Source organism: Prevotella melaninogenica (assembly GCF_003609775.1).
Classification (GTDB): domain Bacteria; phylum Bacteroidota; class Bacteroidia; order Bacteroidales; family Bacteroidaceae; genus Prevotella; species Prevotella melaninogenica_A.
On record NZ_AP018050.1, the window covers coordinates 959615 to 984262 of the forward strand.

Below are 24648 nucleotides of genomic sequence, written 5' to 3' on the forward strand. Positions count from 1 at the left end.
TTTGCTTGAAAATCAGTACCTTTGTGGTATCTAAAACAACACTTTCTCTTTTAGTACCTAAAGATGTTTTGTTGTGATTTGCTTGAAAATCAGTACCTTTGTGGTATCTAAAACAACCTCTTAAGGACGAGCTCGGACATACACTCCGTTGTGATTTGCTTGAAAATCAGTACCTTTGTGGTATCTAAAACAACGCAGCAATATAAGGATTAATACCAGCATCTGTTGTGATTTGCTTGAAAATCAGTACCTTTGTGGTATCTAAAACAACTATTAGTGAAGTTGTTGCTACTGCTGATAAGTTGTGATTTGCTTGAAAATCAGTACCTTTGTGGTATCTAAAACAACAGGTACTGATAGCGGTGCTTGAGTGAATTAGTTGTGATTTGCTTGAAAATCAGTACCTTTGTGGTATCTAAAACAACAGAAGTTGTATAATTTATTGGCTAATAGCAAGATATAAGGTTGTTATTCGAAAATAAATTGATACTACAAAGTGAAATCCCATTCGTTTAGAATGGGATTTTTTACTTTAATGACTATGCTGAGAAGGATAAGTTTTTAAGTTGTTTAAGAGGACATTGAAAGCTTGTTTTTAATTGTTAGGGTATAAAGTTTAAAAAAGTTCTAATTGTTGTCCAGGTGCGTTAGGAGTTTGTTCTTTTTCGCCATAGTAGAGTTGAATGTTTGCAAATTGTTTATCTGTTATACAGAGTATTCCTACTTTCCCTAACTTTGGTAACATGGTTCGAACTCGTTTTATATGTACCTCTGCATTTTCCATACTTGCGCAATGGCGTACATAGATGGAAAACTGGAACATAGTAAATCCATCCTTTATAAGGGATTTCCGGAAATCGCTATATGCTTTCTTCTCCTTCTTGGTTTCTGTTGGTAGATCAAAGAATACAAGAATCCACATAATTCGGTACTCACTAAAGCGCTCAAAGCCAGTCATACTACTTTTACATTTCTGGGTAACTAATGCGTTTGTTTTCCCCAGCAAAACATCTTGCAAGTGAGGCTGTAGTTTGTTGGGCAGCAATCATTAAAGGACTGCGTTTGCCATTTATCACTACATCTAACATTGGAATACCGAGAAGTTGCATTTTCAAATCTCGTGTGATATCAGATATTTCTAAGTTGCGTTGAATGATATCTAACACTAATTGATCGACATAAGGGCGATAGGGTTCCATAATATCATCAGCAAGACAATAGGCGTTATACCTATTATGATGATGGATTCCTAAGGTTGGTAGCAATCCACTTCCTACTAACGCCCGAGCGATTATGGCACGAAGAATAGCATAGCCATAGTTTAAGAGGTTATTAGGAGGGGCTCCTTCTCTGTCTCTTACAAAGTTTGGATAATTTGTAAAGAGGTTTTTCCAATAATAGGCAGCAGCTCTTGCTTCAAGGTTATCAGGGTCTCCACTACGTACATCATTAGACCAGACACGCATACAATTGGTTTCCTTATCTGTATTTGTCCGTAGCACATACTCTTGATTAAGGATTTTTTGTTTTATTGTCTGTTGCCAAAGTTGTTTCCGTAAAGGTAAAGATGCTTCTAGTTGAGAGCGAAAGCGTTCGTTTTGTGTAGTGTTACCGCATAGTGGCAGAAGTAACCCTACTGGCATACTCTTTTGATTGCAAGTGATGACTGCGCAGTTGTTCTCAAGTAAAGCCTCCATTACCCCAGAAGTTATGGTAATACGCCTATTGTCGAGGATTACCACCCCGATATCTTCTATCGGGATGGTACGCTCTGCTTCTTTTTTTATAGCTTCAGGCAATGTCTTATTACTTTCTACTTCTGGTATATGCAGGACTAATTGTGCATTTCGCAAACTTAAGTAGATTGGATTGCTGAAGCATAGAGTTTTCTTTATCATAGGCAATACTTTTACTTTATAATCTTATGTATGTTCCCTAATCGGTCGACTTCAAGTTTCCAGCAGACTGATTTAATCATTTCGCCAGTGATTGATTTCTGATTCTTTGATTGTGGACTGCCTATTCCATATTCGTTCTGGATTACTTCATGATTACAGAATTTTTCTGCAATCTTTTTATCTACATTGTAAATGAGGTTAGAAACTCTATGAGGAATAAAGTTTGCTGTTGTTCCGCTAGAATCTACAAACTTATATATTTGTCCCTTTTTAATTTCATTTTCTTCGTCTGTTTTAGGTACATATACTAAATCATTTGGAGAAAGATGAAACTTCAATGGTATACCTTTTTCATTCGCATCTGGAACTGGAGATAATCCTTGTTTCAAACGTTCTATAACTTCATTTAATGGGATGGTATTGTATGAACGATTACCTTCTTTATCTTCGTAGATTGCAAAGTAGAGATTTGTTCCTTTTTGTGCTTCAACAAACTTTGACGTTTTATTACCCGTTTCACCTACTTGGTATTTAGCTCCCTTAGGCTCTGAGACTCTGACTTTTAGAATAGGTTGGTGTCGCTTGCCATTGTTATATTCAGTGATATGCTTATTCATCTCAGCTATTCCTTCTGGAGTAAAGGCTATGTTTGGATTATTGTCTTTTGCTTCAAGGTAGTTGCGAAGAATCTTTTGGATACCAGTATCAGTAATGGTAGCAATGCGCTTAGCATCAAATGACGTGTCGATAGGCTTACGCGTAGCAACCATAGGCTCCTTTTCGTCACTGTATTGCCATACGTCAACTTTATTAACATATTTCATTTTTAGACGATAGTTGATGCTTTTGAAATGTGCAAGTATTTGTTTCTTATTAAACTGTTTTGTTACTAATTTGTTGATGTAGTCACGTAGTTCCTTGTCGCAGATAGCAGGAATCTTCTCAAGTGCATCCTTTAAATTGACAGTAACTCTGCGTCGGAGGTTAACTTGACCAAACACAGTCTCTTTATGCATAGGCTTTCTTATAGCCCACATATCTTGCCCTTTCTGCTCTGCTATTCCTTTCTTTCCATTCTTATCATACTTCTCGTAATAGTTTGTTGCCTTGTTGATGACACGCACATAATTCTTAAAGCTTACTACGACATCCTCAAGAGCTGTATGAGCATCTTGTGTGAAGGTCTCCCAAGGTTTGCGTATAATGCGATTCTTATCACAAAGCTTCTTTCTTAGGTCTTCTCTCTTCTCTTGACTCTTGGCAGATTCATTATTGAGGTAGTTGATAATGTTATTTGATGCACAAGCTATGACGAGAGCATCCATAGCATGATGGCGATGGTCTATACGCTTCTTACTAAAGCCCCTCTGTAGTTCCAAAGGTAGTGATGTTTGGAATACCTGTTTCCCTTCTTTGTTCTCCCAACGTCCAAAGTTTTCTGTATTGGTGAGTTTGTTGAGACGTTCAAAACGTGGATAAACGATGCTGTTCCATATATCATTCAGGCCCCAATCCTGTTTCAGGCGGTTTGTTATGCCTCCTGAGCATGCGATAACAAACTTAGATTTAGCTTCTTTTTCATCTTCTTCGCGTACAATATTAGATAGGATTGCCATCACCTTCTTACTGATATATCGACTGTCATTCATTTGACGATTAAGAAACTCCTGTGGTATGTCCTCCATTAAGAGTTTTTCCTTCTTACGTCTATTGTTGGCATAATGTTCTGTTACGAAGTTAGAATATTCCTTAGTATCGTATATCTTCACGTCACCTATCATCGTACAATGTACGATTTCGCCACCATGTTTCTTGATGAATTCGTAACCTAACATATTACTCTTGAGCTGATTTACCTCAGCCTCACAGATGACCTTATTTGTGAATGAATCATCAAAATATCGGCTCTGTGGGATAATATGTTCTATTTGATAAGCAGATGTGAATAGTTTTGACAGAGAAATAGGTTTACCTGTATAGGGTGAACAATACTTTTGTTCTAACCAAAGTCTGTATTTAAGTAATTCGTTTGCAGAAGGTTGTGCCATTTGAGAAATCTTAGAAATCTCAGTATATTGGGCATCCTCTTTAGTTAATTCCTGCAAGGCTCCCTCCTCGTATATTCTTAGAATTTCCTGCTGCATAGGTGAGTATGGGCGCACATTCTCAAACTCTTTTGCATTCTTGAGTTCCATTAAGAGACTCTTGATGCGCAGATTGGTATTCTCATTCTGCATAATACTTTTAGCCATACGTGCACGCTGGTCGGCTGTACTCTTCATACTCCTTCCCAATTCTATATGAATTTCATCTATGTGTCCAGCTTCCTTCCATATATCGTGCACAGTTCTGAGTGTCTCAAGGATACACTGCTCGGCGATAGGGTTACGAAGAGAATGTTGTTTGAACCCATTGATGTATGCCATCAAGTTTTCTGGCTTTGTCCACCGCTGTATATCTGTTGCTTCAGAGTGTCGGTCATATACAACATAGCAAGCTAACCACTCAGGAAGTCCCTGAAAGTCGGATATTTGGCAGAAAGTGCGCCCCATTCGATCTTTTATCTTCTCGTCAATATGGCCTTTTATGATGTTTTGTATTCTATCTCTTGTCTGTTCGCAAATGTCAGTCTCATCCCACAGGTCTCCCATACGCATCACAGCCAATAGCTTCTTTATAGCTTTCTCCGAATAAGCACCATATTCTTTTTTAAATGGCTTTATTTTTAAGAAAGCATTTACAAAGTCATCATTATCATTAAGTTTTCTCAAGGCTCCTTCTGCTTCCTCCTTGGACTCTACAGAATAGAGAAGATGCCAAAGTCGGTAGTATTGTTCTTTATCATCTAACCAACTATGGTCTATACCAGCTTTGTCTAATGCTGCAAGTAGTTCGTGACGTGTTTCGTTGCAAGGGTATTTTTTCTCTTTGTCTTCAATATAGTTCCAACGGATAGGAAACTCCTTTTCCATTCCTATTTTGACTTTCTTTTGTTTGCAGAAGTCTTTTAATAGGGTCTCTTGATTAATGTCTTTTCTGTCGTTGAGATATGTAAACAGTCTGGTGTAGTCTTCCATAGAAGACAAATATTCAGAAGTGACTTCTTTATCATTAGTCCTATCAAAGAGTCTGAGGTTGATGATGAATTGCCATAGTCGGAACTCCTGATAATAAGGATTTGACTTTGCAATACATTTGATACCCTGTCGCTTGATTTCTCCAGTTTCCTTAATAACGTATTTGTAATACTCGTATGGGCAGTCTGCTATCAGTGACTTCTTACTTTTCAACGGTCTTTGATAGAAAATCAAGTCTGTAATTAAAAGATACGCCATATCCTTCTTCATCAAACTATCTTGATGAGGCTTGTTGTTGGGATATAACTCTTTGATACAGGCTATAAGCGTATCTATGTCTTTTAATTCTTTATGATGTTTTGATTGTTCACGTAGAATGGCTTCTAATTCTTTCTTGTAGAACTTTCGTTCAATTGTACGTACAAAGTTACCTCTGATTTTATCAGCGGGTTCTGAAAGTATGTGGTCATAGATAAATGTTCCAACAGTCTTACCTGATTCCTCTAAGAGACTTTCGGTTTGTTTCTTACGTAATCCCCAATCATCTTCACTTGGCGCTCGGAAAGAACGTTTCACTTCTCCATTTTTATCCTTTTTGATGGTAACTCCATCTATTTCGTATTCTGTTGTAACAATAAACGGTCTTACTTTCCCTATCCAGTCATTTAGCTCAATTTTGCTCTGTCGACGATATATCCAGCCGTTCTCTAATGTAATATTATACCACGTGTTACCTCCTTTTCCTTCTTCGGCAGCCTCTATACCGACAACTTTCAGTTCATAATATTCCTCACGTTTAGTAGGATTCTCTTCGTCTTCTTCTCCACGCAGCTGGTAGTAGCCGCGTTTCTGATTAAAATTGAGTAGTATCCAAGCCAATTCTTCTTTTCTGACAGCTTGTGTAAGTGCTTTCTTGCGTAAGTAATAAAGTGTCCAGTCCAGTGGAATCTTTCTCCCATCAGCAACTATTCCCGGTTGATGATTTGCAAAATCAGCCATCATTTCATAGAAAGAATCCATAAAGAGGAAACGCATAGAACCGTCCTCTTGTTTCTCCCAAGCTAACTTAGGTTCTGCATTGTCAAGGAACTTGCCGTACGTTGTGGCTTCCTCTCGATACCATCCGATGGCATTCTCGTAGTGTGGAGGCAAGAATCCCATCACGTGTAGGACTCTGTGTAAGCGTTCTCGTCTTTGTAGCGCACGTTCTCTGATTCTTCTTATACCTCGAAAACCTGTTCGTGCAGCAGCTGGAGAGTCAGTTACTCCCTTGTCAAAGTTACTGAGTGTGTCTTGGCTCATAGGGATGATACGGCTGCCAAGTTTAATCTCACGTGTGTAGTTTCCGTTGTCGTCAACGCAGACTTTAGCCCAACCAATACTATTGGTTCCCAAGTCTAATCCAAGAATTGTTTTCATTTTTTTCTTGTTTTATTTGGTTGTTAGTTATATTCTTTCTATATTTGCAGTAGATTTTTAAGCAAGTCACAATAAGGATTATTCCGTTGTGAAAACAAACAGAGCGGGGCAACTCGCTCTTTTTTGTGTTTTATAGTGCCAAAGTTAATATTAATTTTTTTTAAAAACAAGTGAATTCTCTTTATTTTAGTATGCATAAACAGTTGAATTCATATTGTAGTTGAGGAAGATTCTATATTAGTTTATCATAGAATCCTATGTTATGTATAAATTAAATTGCATTGCGATTAATTTTAATCGCAATGCAATCAATTCTTTTTTTGTAATATTCCTACGCTTTCTTACCAGAAACAAGTACGAAGATGATGAGGATGCCGATGACGAAAATGAAGAGGAAGGAGCCTAATGCACCGGCATAGATTCTACCTGTGTGTACCTCTAAAGCAAGACTCCAAAGCGACATGGGTTTATCTTTCAATTCTTCTGGCTGTTTTGCGAAGGATGAACCTTGGAAATAGGTTGCTATACATTCCTTGTTTGTGAAATCAGAACTATAGCCAGAGATTGTCTGTTCGTCTGGTGCAGTACCCGGTATGCGGGGAGTAGAGACCATAGCATCATTGTAGTAAAGTACGACGTTATTCTTACGATCCCAGTAGAATAGACCATCGAAGGAGCCTACTATCCATGATTTGTTGTCTGCATGTTGCCAAACATTTTGACCCATAACACTCACTGGGGGTGCTGTGGTGATAGGTGTTGGCTTGGAAGAGAGATTCTTAAGAGAGTAGAAACCTTCCGAAGTCGAGATGAGCCAATCGTGAGCTTGCTCATCATATCGAATCATTCTTAGTTTATCATTCCAAGGATTATCATTATCTAAGGTCGTACCAGGCAATGGTTTCGTACTGTTTGTGGCGAGGAGAATCATCAGTGGAGGACGTAATGCCCATCCCGTTATTGCGATAAATAGCGTTAAGGCGAATGTGTAATGCCCAATCTTTGTATGCCAAACGACCATTGATACTGTTTTACGACGAATCCAATACCATATACCCGTCACACAAAGGATAATTAAGACGACTCCAATTCCGTCTACAATGAGCTTTCCTACGGTTCCAAACAGTGCACCACTATGCAATAACCACATTTGACGGAACAGTGATACCTTCCCCTCATTCCCCTCACCAGCTTGTAGTGTCAGACAAGTAAACTTCTTATAAGGGGCTGTAGCATAGTAGAGGTGAGAACGAGAAAGAACGATGAGCGTGTCACCATGGGTGGTGATATCTGTCAATAGTTCGTCATCCTCTTGCTTAGGTAAGTCTATTTTTTGCCAAGATGCGTTCTTTCCCAGTTTATATAAGTCTATGACGCTAACCGCAAACAGGTCATTTTGTGGAGTTTTAGCCATTCCTCGCATCTGTCGATAGTCAGCACCAGCAGGTAGACCTTGGTTGTATTCTGTGAAGTGAGAAGCAGTTGTATCAGTTTGAATGACACCCGCTGCGCCATATATGAACACTTTATCTTTGTTTTTATAATCTTTGTAGCGTAATGTTCCACGTAGTAATCCGTTGTTCCATTGGTTGAATTCATACTGACCAGGCAATATTCCACGGCTTACATTAATATCAGAAAAGAGTTGACGATGATTGAGGACAATACCTGAAAGGCAGAACATTACTAAGAAGAATGTTATGATGATACCAATCCATTTATGGTTTTTACGCCATGTTTTACGTTTCATATCCTATTGTTTGTGTTATGTTGTTTTTTACTCAGTTCTAAATTAGAGTACAAACTTACACAAAAAAGCTGTATTTCGGAACTTTTTTTGCTGTTTTTTGCTTCTTCCGAAATATGAAATCATAAAGTAAAGTTCTGTTATATAATAAGTCACACAGAGATGAAGGGTGGCTGGAGATTAATGCAATATCATGGAGGTGAGAATAGTACAAAAATCGACAAAGACGAAACATACGGCTTTCTGATAATTTTAAGGATAAATGCTTTGTGCATAAAACTCGCAAACAGCCTTCGTTGCTCCAGACATTGTCGTTGTCTTCATGGACTTCTCCAAGTCAACAGCAGCTTAGAATTATGTTATATTTTAGTCAAACAGGTAAATTCCGTTTGAGATAAGCGTACTTCATTTCTCTATAAAACAACGAAAGTGACACCTCATGATGTCGCTTTTTGTTTTGATAAGCCCTCGAAGCTATCGCTTAACCACATTGCTTTTACCTACCAACCGCAATGCTTTTGGACGTCAATAAAAATGTTATTAACAGATAAGAAGAGTACTTTTTGTTTTTCATTTATACAACTTTTATTATATTTTAAATAGATTTATTTTAATACATAGGATTATTTATGTTTTCTTATTAAAAAATGTGTATCTTTGTCGCAATAAACTTCAAGAAATATTTATTTATGAAAAGAATCTTACTATTTTTATCAATGCTTCTTTTAGTAGGAGGCACAACAATGGCATCCCTCAATGGAGCTTGTCCCAATTATTCAGCACATCTTTCGAATAACGAAAGTAGTACACCAACCCATCACATGCGTGGCGCAGAGCAACGAAACGGCAACAATGCAGGCTCGTCTGCCCTCGATGTCGTTGCGCTTAAAAAAGACAATGTCAATGCTCAAACTCTCGAACAAGAAGGCAACAAAGATCAAATAACATTCAGAACTGATAAAAGTGTTGGCGAAGAAATCTACTTAGAAATATCATATCCACTCGGTTCAAATATAGAGAGCATTACAGTTGAAGGTGCCACTTTAACAAAAAGTGAAGACTTCCCAAATCTATTAAAATCGAATAGAACCTATAAACTCACCTCACAAGAGGTTCGTATTATAGGAGAAGTGAGTGACTTTATTTGCGCCAACAACAAAATTACATCATTAGACCTCTCAAAATGTCCAAATTTAAGGTATTTAGTATGTTCTAATAACTTACTTGAAAGTTTGCATGTAGATAACTGTACTAATCTTAGCACGCTTGAGTGCAACGATAATAAAATCAAAGAATTAGACTTGTCTTATGCTAAAAATTTGTATTCATTAGACTGCTCAGATAATAAAATAACAACATTAAAAACATCGTTAGAGAGTATTACCGAAATAGATTGTCGTTATAATGAGATTAAAGAACTTAACATTTCAGCAGCAAATCAATTGGTTCGTCTCAATTGTGGTTTTAATAAACTAAACAAACTTAGTATAGATAACTGTCCACTCCTAAGCGTTTTAATTTTTAGCAATAACAACATATCAGAGCTAAGCGTCCAATATAATCCAAAGCTTATTTATGTAGGTGCTATTGAGTCAACCACTAACATGTCTCTAATTGAGCAACTGGTTGCCTCTTTACCTACTGTTGGAGATGCGTCAAACAGACAAGGAGACTTTAGATTAGTTCCATCAATAGAGTTTATAAGTGAGTTTATAGAACAGTATGGTATAAACTTTTTAAATGCTCTAACGAAAAATTTAAATAATAAAGGTTGGAAATCTACAGATGTAACAGGAGCTGAAATACCTAATTTCTCTGAAACACCTTACATCTCTTTCACTACAAATAAGAGTGTTGGTGAAACTATTAATGTGCAACTCAAGATGTTGCCTGGTGCAAATGTTGAAGATATACAACTTGAAGGCGCAACATTAGTGAGTTCAACATTAAAAAGAGACTCTGAAAGATTTAGTGAATATTACTTCCAAACCTATAAACTTACCTCGAATACAGTGAAAATTTTGGGTCACGTATCAGACTTACTCTGCCCCAATAACGAACTCACCTCAATAGATATCTCAAATCCAGAACTTTTATTTTTAGAATTTCCAGATAACCATATCACCACAGTTGACACCAAGAAAGCTAAGAAATTAATACGACTTGATTGCAGTAGAAACAATTTTACAACTTTAGACGTGTCTACAAACAAGGCACTAAGAGTATTAATATGTACAGAAAACAACATTTCTACTCTCAATTTACCCCAAGATGGTAAACTAAATTACTTGTTCTGCTCTAACAATAAATTGAATGAGCTAAATATTTCCAATACGGTGGGTGTTCTCAGAGCAGTATATTGTAACGACAACCAAATAACCAAATTAACTATAACAGACCATGATGGCCTTATGGGAATTGATTGTTGTAGAAACAATATAACAGAAATAAATATTGCAAACAATCCAAATCTTAAGAATTTAGATATCCACAAAAATAAGATTACTCTTGAGCAAATGGAGCAATTAGCTAACGATTTGCCAGTAGAGAGCGATCCTTCGAACTACGAAAGAATATTAATTCTCAAAGATATAGTGGGTGAAGAGAACAAATACTCAACCGAAATAATTAATAAAATATTAAGCAAAGGCTGGAAAGTAGAGGACACAAACAATGTTTCTTTAGGCATCTCTGCTATCGAGAACGACAAAAACCAACCCCGAAAGGTATTCGACCTTAACGGACGTGAGGTGAACGAAAACCAAGTGAAGGGCGTTGTTATCATTAAACAAGGAAACAAAACTTACAAAAAGGTGGTGAAATAACCCACACAACCCTATTTATAAAGGAGTGAGTTCTCTATCGTTGAGAATTCACTCCTTTCTTTTTGCCCTGCTAACAAGGTGACTATAAAACTCGCAAACAGCCTTCGATGCTCCACACATTGTCGTTGTCTTTGTGGACTTCTATTGCTTTGTCTTTATTCTCTTTTTCTCTGTATGAAGTTTTTTAAAGCTCTCCATGCAAAGGGTAAACCTTATCACTTTAATCTTTTGATAACGTCTGATTTGTCCGATTTTTTCACATACTGATTTTGTAAAGACCATCAAACAGCTTACAAATAACGCCTAATTGGCTTGCAAAAGGTGCCCTTTTGAGGTCTAACTAACGCCCTTTTGAAGCCTTATTAAGCATCTTTTGAATCCTCTCTCTGCAACTACTTGATAACAAGGAGATTACAAAGGTGCTAAAATAGCTTGCTTTTAACCTTTTTTCCTACCTTTTTCTTGAATATTTTGTCAATATATTTCTTTGTCTTTTGGGTTTAAAGGCGCATAGCCCAAAGAGGTTTTTCCGTGTGTTGTTTTTTAGTTCTGCGCTCTCTATATTTCTGTGTGACTTATTATTTAACAGAGCTTTACTTTACCATTTCATATTTTGAAGAGGCTAAAAAGAAAGGTTCTTCAGGAATTTGGAGTGATAAGGAAAGCCTACTACATATAAATGTCACACAGAGAGTGGGAGAACACGGAGGTGAAAAGCATAAAAGACAATTTCACAGAGGTGCCGAAGGCACAAAGAGTGACAGAGCCGTAGTGTACGTGTTGCTGATATCTTTGGTAATAAACGTTTTAAGAAATCTTGCAAACCACTGCTTTGTAATGAAGTAAACCAAAGTATTAATAAAACTCACAGATATTCTCTGTTTCTCCACGCACCAACGGTGCCTCTGTGTCAACAAATAGCTTTGTTATAAATAATCCTCCGTGTTCTCCTTTTCTCTGTGTGAGGTTTCTTTAAAGTTCTAATCTCAAAAGGTATCACTCCAAATTGCTGAAGAGCCAAAAGAAACCCCAATTAACAGAGCTTTATATAAGTTCAAGCTACTATTAATTGGGGTAAATATTATAAGTTTGAGTTTGTTATGTCTTACTTTCTTGTAACACGAACATATCTCATAACCTTCTTAACGACTACTCTTCTCAAGTCGCTGTCATTGAATTTGGTCTGAGTTAGCTCAAACTCATTGTTGCTCAAGAATCTAATTTGGAGGTTCTTGCGCATCTTACCGTCTATCTTCATAAAGAAACCATCACGGCGGAAACCATAAACACCGATATCATCATCACGCTTCCATCTGCCGTTGTCTTCTCTTTCTATAACGCTCATGGTTCCATCATGGTAGAAATCGAAACGGTGCAACTCATCATCGAGGTCGTTATCATCGTGACCAACAAGCGTACGAAGATTAACAGGCTCACCTGTAGCAAAGTCAACAGGGAGGAACTTATAGTCGTCATATCTGTCAATCGTGAAACCTACCTTATATTCCTTATGTGTTCTTGGATTGCGCACAATGGCATAGCTACCCTTATTTGTAAGCTCCCAGGTACCAACAATCTTAGAGTTGGTTGTAGGTGCTGCAGCTACTATGTTGTTATTATCCTTTACTTCATTGTTTGCCGCGTATGAACTGGAAAATGTAAACAGTCCACCTAATACTAAACCAGCACATAAAGCGTGGTTAGAAAAAAAGTTTTTCTTCATTGTTATATATTCATTTTTGGATTAATATGTTGCAAATATACGTAAAGAAATTATAATAGCAGGGAAGTATTTATACCGTTTTAAATGATTTTATAGAATTCATTAACAGACTGTCTCTAAATTAACAGATTTGTTCAAATAGAAACAAAATCTGTTTATTGAGTGCAAAGGGGATGTGATAGCTTCCTATTTCGCAGGTTTATTGCCCATTGTGAAGTCGATTATAGGACCTGATAACAGCTGTTCATGCTCAATATAATAATGTGAATAAGGCTGCCCATTCACTTTAATACGTTGAATGAAACGATTGTCAGCATCACTCTTGTCTGCATGGATTGTAATGGTCTTTCCATTTTCAAGCTGTATCTTTACTTTATTGAAATAAGGAGTACCAATCATATATTGGGTACTGCCAGGACAAACAGGATAGAAGCCGAGAGCAGAGAAGACATACCAAGCTGATGTCTGACCATTATCTTCGTCGCCACAATAGCCATCAGGCTGAGCAGTATAGAGTCGGTCCATCACCTCACGCACCCAATATTGCGCCTTCCAAGGCTGTCCGCTGTAGTCATAGAGGTAAATCATGTGCTGGATAGGTTGGTTACCATGTGCGTAATTGCCCATGTTCATGATTTGCATTTCACGTATTTCGTGAATTGTAAAGCCGTAATAGCTATCGTCAAAGATAGGAGGAAGTTGGAATACACTGTCTAACATTGCATTAAACTTATCGTATCCTCCCATCAGCTTTGCCAGCCCAGCAGGGTCATGGAATACACTCCACGTGTAATGCCAGCTGTTTCCTTCCGTGAAGGCATCACCCCATTTGAAAGGATTAAATGGCGATTGGAAGCTACCGTCCTCATTACGTCCACGCATCAGACCCGTTTCCTTGTCGAAAACCTTCTGATAGTTCATTGCTCGGAGTTTGAAAGGTTTGAGTTCCTTAGCACTCTTTCCGAGTTTTAATCCTAACTGATAGATACACCAATCATCGTAGGCGTACTCTAAGGTGCGGGCAACACTCTCGTTGATTCCCACGTTATAAGGTACGTAACCTAAGCGATTATAATAGTCAAAGCCTTTTCGTCCAGTAGAGCTAACGGTTGGGTGAACAGCATTAGCACCATGCACTACAGCCTTCCAAAGTGTTTCTATGTCGTAGCCACGCAAGCCCTTGATGTAAGCATCAGCAACGATTGAAGCTGAGTTGTTGCCCACCATACAATCACGATGCCCTGGGCTTGCCCACTCTGGAAGGAATCCACTCTCCTTATAGGTATTGACTAAGCTCGCTTGCATCTTCTCATTCATTGAAGGATAGACGAGGTTGAGCAATGGGAAGAGTGAACGGAAAGTGTCCCAGAAACCTGTGTCGGTAAAGAGATAACCCGGTAGTACTTTGCCATTATATGGACTATAATGGATAGGATTACCCTGTTCGTCAAACTCATAGAACGAACGTGGGAAAGTACTGAGCGATAGAGGCAACTATAGAAAGTACGAAGATGGTCGATGTTGTCATCTTCAACCTCTATACGTCCTAACACATTATTCCATTCCTTTCTACCTTCTGTCTTCACTTCGTCGAATGTCTTTCCCTCAACTTCCTTGAGATTGCGCAATGCCTGCTCGTCACTAATAAACGATGAGGCTACCTGCACATTAACTTGTTCGCCTTGTTTGGTGCGAAATCCTACAACAGCCATAGTGTGATTGCTGGTTGCAGAAGTCTTTCCCTCTGATAGTTTCCCATCTTCAATGCTGCCAACGAAAGAGAATTCGTGGTCGAAACGAAGCACAAAATAGTTCTTAAAGTTTGCTGGTACACCTCCGCTATTCTTAGTTGTATAGCCCACGATTGTACGTTTGTCAGACATAATGGTTACGGAAGAACCCTTGTCAAAGGCGTCTACAACCAAATAAGCTTCATCTGTTTGTGGATAGGTGAAGCGCATTGCAGCAGCACGGCTGGTAGGACTAATCTCTGCAGTGACGTCATAGTCAGCTAAATAAACCTTATAGTAATATGGTGTAGCTGTCTCAGCTTTGTGCGAGAACCAACTGGCGCGTCCTTCTTCATCAAAGACTTTCTTACCGACGACGGGCATGATAGAGAACTGTCCGTAGTCGTTAATCCATGGACTGGGTTGGTGTGTCTGCTTGAGACCGCGAATCTTATCGGCCCCGTAGGTGTAAGTCCAGCCGTCTCCCATCTTTCCTGTTTGTGGAGTCCAGAAGTTCATGCCCCATGGTAAGGCAATAGCAGGGTAGGTGTTGCCGGTTGAAAGCTCTGATTTTGAGGCTGATCCCACTAATGTACTCACGTAGTCAACTGGGTTTTTTACTGTGATTGCATACCCATTGGTAATGAATGTCAGTAATAAGAAAACAAGAAAAAGGCTTCTTTTCATATCTTAATGATGTGATTTGCGATTTATACTTTTGGCTAAAGGTCAGCTTTATAGTAAGGTTAAATTGATGATTTGGGGTAGGGACGGGAATGTGTTATTAACAGATGGTTCATCCATAATTACTTTGTAGCCGACTTCCACACCCATAGTTCGCCCATTTGAAAGCGAACTAATAGCTTTGATCCTGTATCAGTCAGCATGATACCTTTTGTGCCTGGCTGTAATAAAAACACCTCTCCATTGTTTAGTTGTTCAATGATAGTAGAATCTTTTCGGCTTATTTCATCAGGACGAGGTAAGAGATCAAGAACATTCATATTAACAACTCCAAAACAAGGGATAGTTAGTGTTACTTCGTTTGCTCTGTTGCTGATGAAGCCTGCATCCCTTCTATTTGCATTCTTAACAGCCTGATCGCCTTTATCAACAATCTCGGTAGTAATCGTCTTAATACCATGAAAGTCTTCCTTCGGTTTTTCTTGTGTTCCTTTGTCACAGCTACTCAGCATTAAGGCAGCCATAGTAAGGTGGGTATATAGTTTTCTAATCATTTTGTTTTACGCTTAATATTTAAGTACAAATGTACACTTTTACAAGCATAAAGGCAAGAGATGTTGAAAAAAACGATAAATATTATTATCAATAGAGGCTGATAGTTCTGACGTAATAACTTTATATTTCATAGGGTAAAACTATTGTAAAAGCTAATACTTTACCTATTGTTTATTCTTACTAACATTTCGTATTACATTGAAATATAACATTAAATGTTGCTCAATTAACTTTATTTTACTATTTATATTTGACTTTATTACGAATAATTCGTAGCTTTGTGGCGTGAACTTTTAGATATATAATTTATGGAGAAACTAACTAAACAAGAAGAAGAAATAATGTTACAGGTATGGAGTTTAAAAACTTGCACTATCAAAGATGTGCTACAAGAGTTGGAAGAACCTAAACCTCCTTATACCACAGTGGCTTCTATTTTGAACAATCTGAAGCGTAAGGGATATGTAGTCGCTGAGCAGCATGGACTGACCTATCACTTTGTTCCGAAGATAGAACAGACGAAATATAAGGCAGATTTCATGAAAGGCTTCGTTGATAAGTACTTTAAAAGTTCTTTCCGTGAAATGGTTTCCTTTTTTGCAAAGGAGGATAACATCTCGCCAGAAGAACTGAAAGATATTATAAATGAGATTGAAAAGGGGAAAGAGGAGTAATAGATAAATACGTATTTTTCCTTTTCTCCAATAACAATGACTTAACCTTTTGACGATTATGATAATGTATTTATTGAAATTGAATATAGCCCTTATTCTACTTTTCAGCTTTTATAAGTTGATGTTCACAGGGGATACTTTCTTTTCATGGCGTCGGGCTACGCTTATCGGAATGTATTTTGTTGCTATGATGCTACCTGTAATGGATTTTTCCGCATGGCTAAGCAATAGTGAAGGAATGACATCCATTGCAAATGAATATGCAACAGTCGTTTTACCAACTGTATCTACATCATCGAAAGGTGGTGGAGTCTTACAATGGGAGTTGGTAGTGTTGATAGTTTATGGTGTTGTTACCTTTGTTTTACTACTACGTTTTTTGTGGCAGTTGTTTTCTATTATATTGCTAAAGAACAATAGTCAAACTGCGTATATACATGGTACAGAGGTTTATCTGTTAACCGATGACGAAGGTCCTTTCTCTTTCTTTAATTGGATATTTATCAATCCAGAGAGGCACAAGAGCGATGAGATAGAGGAGATTATGATGCATGAATTAACACATTGCCAGCAACTTCATTCAATAGACATAATCTTTGCAGAACTATTTTGTGTAGTCTTTTGGTTTAATCCTTTCGTCTGGTTGCTCAAGCGTGAAGTGCGATTAAATCTTGAGTATCTTGCTGATAATAGCGTACTTGCTAATGGTAAGGATAATAAAGAGTATCAGTATCATTTGCTTGGACTAACATATAGGAAGAATGTAGCTACAATAACAAATAATTTTAATGTTTTACCTATTAAAAAACGAATCAAAATGATGAACAAAAAAGAAACAAAAGGAATCCTTAAAGCAAAGTATATGCTTTATATTCCATTGGTAGCAATGCTATTAGCGGTAAGTAATATCGAAACTATTGCACGTAATGTAGCAAAGGTTACGGCAAGTGTTGAGATACAGCAGAAACCAAAGAAAGCGCCTAATCAAGTATATACAGTTGCAGAAGTCATGCCTACATTTAAAGGTAATTTAAATAAATGGCTATCAGAGAATCTTCGTTATCCGAAAGATGCAGTAAGTAGAAAAGAGCAAGGACGTGTTATGGTACGTTTTATCGTAACAGACAAGGGTGAGGTTATTCAGCCAGAGATTGTTCGTTCTGTTAGTCCTTCTCTTGATAAGGAAGCCCTTCGTGTTGTGTCAAAGATGCCAGCGTGGACCCCCGGTAGAAATGGTAATAAGAATGTTGCTACAAAGTATATGTTACCTATTATTTTCTCCTTAGGTTCGAAGTAGAATGTATATAGGTGTAAAGTATAGTATTCTTTGATGGTTTATATTGCTGGGATGCACAATATTTTGTGTGTTCCAGTTTTTTTCTGGTTCTTTACTTAAATGTGTGGATGGTTACCCATGCTTGCTTCTAACAATAAGTTTGTTCCACATCGACAATAGATTGCATGGTATTTAGTACTTCGCACCATTGGTGTTTACCATCAGCACCACATGTGCGGGGCATCAGCACGCTATGTGCGGAGCACCAGTACGACTGCTAAAGCTTGTAAGTTACGTGCTATTATGTTCATTATAATGAATATAGAATGATGCTAATTGCTAACCATTAGAAAAGCTGTTCAATCGACAGAACAATTTCTTTGTTAATATAGAATAATAGGAACAATATTGTTTTATGCATAATAGTTGTATAATATTATGTAAGATGCATCTTATTAGGGTACTCAAAAGACGAAAATAGTTTACTTCTATATGGAATGAATATTTATTGTATTTTATATAAAAAGTTAAGGATGAGCGCGATAAAAAGGCAATATTTTTACTAAAATATAACAAAAATAGGATAATTTTTGGCTATTCTAACGGAAATGTATATCTTTGCATCAGAATGTCGGAGATGACATTAGAACTAACTATGTAAACGTTATCTTAATCTACAAGCAGCTGAGAGAATTCTCAGTGACATGTAAATGTCAAAGTACAGTAAATGATGAGCCCCTTGTTTGATAAGCAATTATCAAACAAGGGGCTCAGTTCTTTTGATGTTTTGTTAGTTGACTGGTGTTAGTTCACCAGTACGTGAGTCAATGATAAAGCCACGTACTGCAACGTCTTTGGGTACGAGTGGATGCTGTTGAACAGCCTTGACCGTACGGCGTACACTTGCCTCTGTGTCATGAAATCCGTCCAAATATTCGTTTAGATTAACCTGCTGTCCAGCTTCTTTGATAGCTTCTTCTGTGATTCCACGCTCACGCATCAAATGAAGAAAATGATCTGCATTCATGTCGCAAGCACCACAACCAGAGTGATGAATAATCATAATCTCTTGACAACCTAATTCATAGATAGCCACAAGAAGGGAACGCATCACAGAGTCGTAGGGGGTAAGAATGGTTCCGCCAGCAACCTTAATAATCTTTGCATCACCATTTCTCAAGCCGAGAGCATTAGGTAGAAGCTTTGTCAGACGGGTATCCATGCAGCTGACAATAGCTAACTTCATGTCTGGTTGACCTGATGTAATAAAAGGTTCGTAGCCTTGTACAGCCACGAACCTTTTGTTATAAGAAAGTATCTGATCTATCATAATTGAATCATTATTTTACTACTTTTCCACGATAATATGTGTCAAATGCATCTTCTGCATATCCATCTTTGAGTACTTTGAAGCTGGAACTTCTGGCGTCATTAATCTTTCTACCCATATAATATACTTCGAAGGTGTCTTTACCATATCCCCAGCCTAAGTCCTTAAAGCTACTTGCACGGTCGCTAATCTTTCTACCATTGTAAAGAACTGCATTAGAAGTAACGACGTAACCTTCATTATAATAAGGGTCGTACTCATCACGAGGATTAACTGGATAGTCATCAGAATAATCGCCTGGATAGCCACCTTGATAAACACTTCCTGGTACCTTAAGACGGAAGGTCATTGGGTCAACGAATGGAAGAATCTGTCCTTCAAAATAAACGTTATATCTATCTTTTGCATAACCATACCCAAGATCTACGAAGGTACGTATGTCTATTCCCATAACTGGTTGACGACCATAGAATACACCTTTCTTATTGAAAGAGTAAGGACGTACTTGACGTGAAGACTGTGCTGAAACATTGAGTGCAAAGGCTGCCAAAAGGACTACGCAACTTAGGCGAAGCTGGCGATAAAAGTTCTTCTTTTCCATAATCATCGATTTTATTTGTTATTATCTTAATTGTTATGTCGCAAAGATAATAGGAATAAATTACTTACCTTGTGGAATTACCCTAAAAGAGATTAGGGGAATACCTTTTTGTCAGTCGGGACTTCCGATATGAAGAACTGTACCTTGAAATGTGTAGAATCTTCCATGCATATCGTTGAGTGAGCTATTTACTTCTTAATTATTGAGAAGTTCTTTGCGTAGAATAGGGTTGAGGCTGTTAAGCAAGTTCAGCCAACTCTAACCAGCGAAGTTCTAACTCGTCCAGTTCCTCCTTTAAGATTGGTAGACGTTTGCTCTTTTCTGTAAGTTCGTCTACAGATAGATTACCAGAGCAGAGTTCTTCTTCAAGTTGTTGTTTCTCGTCTTCTAATTGTGCAATCTTATCAGAAAGCTGTTCGTATTCCCGCTTCTCCTTGAAGGACATCTTACGCTTTGTGTTGTTACGATAATCCTTCTTCTGTTCGTTTGCTGTTGGGCTACTATTCTTTGTAGGTTTTTGCTGTTCTTCTTCCTTAGACTTCATCTTTTGGTAATCACGGAATTGCGTGTAGTTACCTGGGAAGTCTTGAATCTCTCCTTCACCTTTGAAAACTAAGAGATGGTCAACAACCTTATCCATAAAATATCGGTCGTGTGATACCACGATGACACAGCCGGGGAAGTCTTGAAGATATTCTTCAAGAATCTGTAAAGTCTGGATATCCAAATCGTTGGTAGGCTCATCGAGGACTAAGAAGTTCGGATTTTTCATCAAAACCGTACAGAGATAGAGCTTGCGTTTCTCTCCACCAGAGAGCTTATACACATAGTTGTGCTGTTGTTCTGGTGAGAAGAGGAAGTAGTTGAGGAACTGTGAAGCCGTCATGTGCTTCCCTCCTCCAAGGTCGATATAGTCTGCTATGTCTGTGATAATATCAATAACTTTTTGATCATCACGGAACTTTAAGCCTTCTTGTGAGAAATAACCAAAGCGAACAGTCTCACCAATATCAAACTTACCACTATCAGGTGCAACCTCTCCGAGTAACATCTTTACAAAGGTAGACTTACCAGTACCATTGTTACCAACAATACCCATCTTCTCAAAACGTGAGAAGTTATAGTAGAAGTCGTTCAGTATTATCTTGTCATCAAACCTCTTTGAGACATATTGACACTCAAAGATTTTACTTCCGATATACACACTTGACGACTTCAAGCGCACCTGTCGTTCTTCAATTCGCTGCTTAGCCTTTGCTTCCAATTCGTAGAAAGCTTCCTCGCGATAGCGTGCTTTGTGGCCACGAGCTTGTGGCATACGGCGCATCCACTCTAACTCCGTACGATAGAGGTTGTTTGCACGTGCAATCTCAGCGCGGGTATTGTCTATTCTCTCTTGACGTTTCTCTAAGTAATAAGAGTAATTGCCACGATAGGTATATATCGTGTTGTTGTCTAATTCTAAGATGGTATTACACACGTTATCAAGGAAATAACGGTCGTGTGTCACCATAAAGATAGTCTTGTTACCACGAGAAAGATAGCCTTCTAACCATTCAATCATCTCTAAATCAAGGTGGTTGGTAGGCTCGTCAAGTATGAGGAAGTCTGGTTCTAAGATAAGAACATTTGCCAAAGCAACACGCTTCTGCTGTCCACCACTCAGTTGTCCCATTGGCTGATCTAAGTCATAGAGCTTCAGCATGGTGAGGATTTGTTTCGCCTTTAGAAGTCTTTCAGGATTTCCTTCATGGTTGAAACAAGCATCCAATACGCTTTCTTCTGGGTCGAAATGAGGACTTTGCTCTAACATTCCCACTCGCAAGTTATTGCGATAGATGATAGAACCGCTGTCATAACCCTCTTTTCCAGTAAGAATAGAGAGTAGAGTAGACTTTCCCGTACCGTTTTGAGCAACGAGACCAACATGCTGTCCTTCTGCAATAGAGAAAGAGATGTCCTTAAAAAGAACCTGTGCACCGAAACTCTTTGTTAGATTTTGGACATCAAGATAGGGTATCTGCGCCATAAGTCCTATTCTAAAGTCTTATTGATTTCGTCTATATACTCCAGTACCTCATCTCTTCCAGTCTTGTTCTCAGCAGATGTGATGAAGTAAGGTGGGAGAACTTCCCATCTGTCTTGTAGCTTCTTCATCCAGAGAAGGGCGTTTGACTTAGCCTTTGCAGGTGATAGCTTGTCTGCTTTCGTAAAGATAATAGAGAAAGGAACATTGCTTTCACCTAACCAATCAACAAACTCACGGTCTATCTTCTGCTGTTCATGGCGGATATCAATCAGTACAAATACGTTCACGAGTTGTTTGCGTTGGAGGATATATTGGGCAATCATTTGCTCCAACTTATTTCTTACAGTCTTTGAACTTTTGGCATATCCATAGCCAGGAAGGTCTACTAAATACCACTCATTATTGATGATAAAATGATTGATAAGTAGCGTCTTACCTGGTTTTGATGAGGTTTTAGCCAAGCCCTTATGGTTACAAAGCATATTGATAAGGCTTGATTTTCCTACATTTGATCGTCCAATAAAAGCATATTCTGCCTTTGTATCTTCTGGACACTTTGACAATGAAGGCGAAGATATAGTGAATTCTGAATTTTTAATAATCATATTTTGAAGAGTAAGTGTTATAACAGCTTTTCCTGCAAAGTTACTAAAAAGTTAATAGCTATGAATGGTCAGTTGATAGTTTTTTCGTATTTTTGCAGAAAATATACTGCACTCGGCAAAGTTGAAGCAAGCTTCCTTTGCTCTCGTTTGCGTTATTTTTGCAGAAAATATGCTGCACTCGGCAAGGTGAGAGCAAGCTTTCTTAGCTATTGCTGATGTGTTTGTAGAAAACTAATGTGTAAATGAAACAAATCAACTGGGGATTTATTGGCTGTGGTGAGGTGACAGAAAAGAAGTCTGGACCTGCGTTCAACGAAGTAATGGGTTCGCATGTTGTCGCTGTGTTTAGCCGTAGCGAGTTAAAAGCACGTTCGTATGCTGAGCGTCAAGGTATTCGTAAATGGTACACAGATGCACAGGCTTTGGTGGATGATCCTGACGTAAATGCCATCTATATTGCTACACCTCCTTCTGCCCATGCAACCTTTGCTATCATGGCAATGCGTGCTGGAAAGCCTTGTTATATAGAGAAGCCTTTGGCGGCTTCTTACGAGGATTGCGTGCGTATTAATCGTGTATCAGAGCAGACGGGAGTACCATGTTTTGTCGCTTATTATCGTCGTTATCTCCCTTACTTCAAGAAGGTAAAAGAGATAGTTGATAGTGGTGAAATTGGTAAGATTCTTACTGTGCAAGTGCGTTTTGCCGTTCCTCCACGCGATTTGGATTACGAACAGAACGTACAACTACCATGGCGACTGCAATCACATATCTCAGGTGGCGGATATTTTTACGACCTTGCCCCTCACCAGCTTGACCTTCTACAGAATTTGTTTGGTGTTATTGTCAAGGCACATGGCTATACAGCTAACCGTGCAGGGCTTTACAACCTTGAAGACACAGTAAATGCAGTATTCCGTTTTGAGAATGGTTTGACAGGTAGTGGTGCTTGGTGCTTTGCTGCTCATGAGAGTGCACGTGAGGACCGTATAGAGATTTACGGCTCAAAAGGTAGACTATCCTTTTCTGTTTATACTTATGCACCAATCCATCTGTGTACCAGTGAGGGCGAAAGAGATATCGAGGTTGCTAATCCTCCATACGTCCAACTACCGATTATTAAGTCTGTTATCGAGGATATGCAGGGATATGGTGCCTGCGATTGTACGAGTATCAGTGCAACACCAACCAACTGGGTGATGGATCGTATCCTTGGAAAGATATAAGTAAAAGCCTATATGGCGTATGTATTCAATTAATTATTCACATGAAGCTAACTTTCAACGACTCCCTGTTTCTATGTATTCTTCTATTGTTGATAGGAGGAACAAAGGCGCATGCGTTATCTACTACGACCACATCTGATAATAGAGTAGTGATAAAAGACAGTAAGGACAGCATTTTTGTAAAGCAGCTGATAGACTCTGTTCGTTGGATGCGTGCAGGTGAGCCTGCACGTTTGTTTAAGCAAAAGATAGGCAGAAGCGGTAGCTTCTTTGACCATTTCAATGCGATAGACACTTCTTACATTGAGCCTCAGAAGTATAACTTTGCTTTTATGTTGCAAAATACAAATACATACGAGGTTTATCGTTTGAGTAGTTCTAATGAACAAAGTATCACCTTTGCACCTGAAGCAACGGTGCGAATAGGCCCTTATTTCGGTTGGCGTTGGATATTCTTGGGTTACACACTTTATATAAAGCACTTAGACTTCTGGAACAAGAACAATAATTCTCGACAAGAGTATGATTTAAGTCTGTATAGCTCAATGCTGGGACTCGATATTTATTATCGTAAGACAGGTAATGATTATAAAATCAGACAGTTGTATCTTGGGAAGGATATTAATACGGATGCAATTCGTGGTACTGACTTTGGTGGATTGACTTCAACCATTAAGGGTTTCAATCTTTATTATATCTTCAATCATCGTCGATTCTCTTATCCAGCAGCTTTCAGCCAGAGTACGATACAACGTCGTTCTGCGGGTAGTCCTCTGTTGGGTATAGGATATACACAGCATAGCCTTGATGTCAATTGGGGGGAACTTAATAGAGTCATCTCAAATCGTCTTGGTAGCCAGGTTCCTACTAATCCAATAGACAGTACATTGATGTTTAGTGAGGTTAAGTACACTGATATTTCTATCAGTGGTGGTTATGCTTATAACTGGGTTTTTGCTCGAAATTGGGTCTTGGCAGGTTCACTTTCCTTAGCCTTAGCTCATAAACGTAGTAAGGGAGATGTTACGCATAGAAGCTTCTCTATCAACGATTTTAAGTTTAATAATATCAATGTTGATGGTATTGGACGCTTTGGTGTGGTGTGGAACAATAGTAAATGGTATGTTGGTACGAGTACAATTCTTCATGCCTATAATTATCGTCGCAGTAACTTCTCAACTAATAACTTCTTTGGAAGTGTAAACCTCTATGCAGGTTTTAACTTTGGAAGAAAGAAGGAGAATTAGAA

At 38.3% G+C, this 24648-nt stretch carries 15 protein-coding genes, 1 pseudogene and 1 CRISPR repeat array (1 of these 17 running past the window's edge); of the genes and pseudogenes, 5 read left to right on the forward strand and 11 right to left on the reverse strand.

Annotation, left to right across the window (positions count from 1 at the left end; translation table 11 throughout):
- A CRISPR array of direct repeats spans positions 1–425; the repeat unit is 47 nt; unit sequence GTTGTGATTTGCTTGAAAATCAGTACCTTTGTGGTATCTAAAACAAC (it extends 1316 nt beyond the left edge of the window).
- A gap of 191 nt (positions 426–616) precedes the next feature.
- The 4 genes from cas2 to PMEL_RS10550 all read right to left on the reverse strand — a co-directional run bounded on the left by cas2 (position 617) and on the right by PMEL_RS10550 (position 8144).
- Positions 617–958 carry a CRISPR-associated endonuclease Cas2 gene (gene cas2, locus PMEL_RS10535; protein WP_004360001.1) on the reverse strand — a complete coding sequence of 114 codons (342 nt, stop codon included), beginning with the start codon at positions 956–958 and terminating at the stop codon, positions 617–619.
- A 7-nt stretch (positions 959–965) separates the two neighbouring features.
- The gene (gene cas1, locus PMEL_RS10540; protein ID WP_120175211.1) at positions 966–1898 is read right to left on the reverse strand and encodes a type II CRISPR-associated endonuclease Cas1; all 933 of its coding nucleotides are present in this window, start codon (positions 1896–1898) and stop codon (positions 966–968) included.
- 11 nt (positions 1899–1909) lie between these two features.
- Complete coding sequence (gene cas9, locus PMEL_RS10545) at positions 1910–6394, reverse strand: type II CRISPR RNA-guided endonuclease Cas9 (protein ID WP_120175212.1); 4485 nt, start codon at positions 6392–6394, stop codon at positions 1910–1912.
- A 331-nt stretch (positions 6395–6725) separates the two neighbouring features.
- Complete coding sequence (locus PMEL_RS10550; RefSeq protein WP_120175213.1) at positions 6726–8144, reverse strand: PepSY-associated TM helix domain-containing protein; 1419 nt, start codon at positions 8142–8144, stop codon at positions 6726–6728.
- A gap of 686 nt (positions 8145–8830) precedes the next feature.
- On the opposite strand from PMEL_RS10550, the gene PMEL_RS10555 reads away from it, so the two are divergent.
- Entirely contained in the window at positions 8831–10966 is a 2136-nt protein-coding gene (locus tag PMEL_RS10555) for a leucine-rich repeat domain-containing protein (RefSeq protein WP_120175214.1), read from the forward strand.
- A gap of 1105 nt (positions 10967–12071) precedes the next feature.
- Here PMEL_RS10555 and PMEL_RS10565 read toward each other — a convergent pair.
- The 3 genes and pseudogenes from PMEL_RS10565 to PMEL_RS10575 all read right to left on the reverse strand — a co-directional run bounded on the left by PMEL_RS10565 (position 12072) and on the right by PMEL_RS10575 (position 15657).
- The gene (locus PMEL_RS10565; protein WP_120175216.1) at positions 12072–12689 is read right to left on the reverse strand and encodes a hypothetical protein; all 618 of its coding nucleotides are present in this window, start codon (positions 12687–12689) and stop codon (positions 12072–12074) included.
- Positions 12690–12875: 186 nt separating this feature from the next.
- Positions 12876–15106 (reverse strand): annotated as a pseudogene (locus PMEL_RS10570) (GH92 family glycosyl hydrolase).
- 119 nt (positions 15107–15225) lie between these two features.
- On the reverse strand, positions 15226–15657 hold the full coding sequence (locus PMEL_RS10575; RefSeq protein WP_120175217.1) for a hypothetical protein: 432 nt from the start codon (positions 15655–15657) through the stop codon (positions 15226–15228).
- A 309-nt stretch (positions 15658–15966) separates the two neighbouring features.
- Between PMEL_RS10575 and PMEL_RS10580 the strand changes: the two genes are divergently transcribed.
- Complete coding sequence (locus tag PMEL_RS10580; protein WP_025836555.1) at positions 15967–16332, forward strand: BlaI/MecI/CopY family transcriptional regulator; 366 nt, start codon at positions 15967–15969, stop codon at positions 16330–16332.
- Positions 16333–16390: 58 nt separating this feature from the next.
- A complete protein-coding gene (locus PMEL_RS10585; protein WP_120175218.1) occupies positions 16391–17629 on the forward strand; it encodes a TonB family protein in 1239 nt (412 codons plus the stop codon).
- Positions 17630–18398: 769 nt separating this feature from the next.
- On the opposite strand, the gene PMEL_RS10590 is transcribed toward PMEL_RS10585, so the two are convergent.
- The 4 genes from PMEL_RS10590 to yihA form a co-directional block, all read right to left on the reverse strand.
- Positions 18399–18938, reverse strand: coding sequence for a beta-class carbonic anhydrase (locus tag PMEL_RS10590; RefSeq protein ID WP_120175219.1), 540 nt, complete (start codon positions 18936–18938; stop codon positions 18399–18401).
- 10 nt (positions 18939–18948) lie between these two features.
- On the reverse strand, positions 18949–19539 hold the full coding sequence (locus PMEL_RS10595; protein WP_120175551.1) for a DKNYY domain-containing protein: 591 nt from the start codon (positions 19537–19539) through the stop codon (positions 18949–18951).
- Between the two features lie 238 nt (positions 19540–19777).
- Positions 19778–21568, reverse strand: coding sequence for an ABC-F family ATP-binding cassette domain-containing protein (locus PMEL_RS10600; protein ID WP_120175220.1), 1791 nt, complete (start codon positions 21566–21568; stop codon positions 19778–19780).
- Between the two features lie 5 nt (positions 21569–21573).
- A complete protein-coding gene (yihA, locus tag PMEL_RS10605; RefSeq protein WP_120175221.1) occupies positions 21574–22173 on the reverse strand; it encodes a ribosome biogenesis GTP-binding protein YihA/YsxC in 600 nt (199 codons plus the stop codon).
- A gap of 242 nt (positions 22174–22415) precedes the next feature.
- On the opposite strand from yihA, the gene PMEL_RS10610 reads away from it, so the two are divergent.
- Together PMEL_RS10610 and PMEL_RS10615 are read left to right on the forward strand one after the other, a co-directional pair.
- On the forward strand, positions 22416–23399 hold the full coding sequence (locus tag PMEL_RS10610; protein ID WP_120175222.1) for a Gfo/Idh/MocA family protein: 984 nt from the start codon (positions 22416–22418) through the stop codon (positions 23397–23399).
- 41 nt (positions 23400–23440) lie between these two features.
- Complete coding sequence (locus PMEL_RS10615) at positions 23441–24646, forward strand: DUF4421 domain-containing protein (protein WP_120175223.1); 1206 nt, start codon at positions 23441–23443, stop codon at positions 24644–24646.
- The last annotated feature ends 2 nt before the right edge of the window (positions 24647–24648 follow it).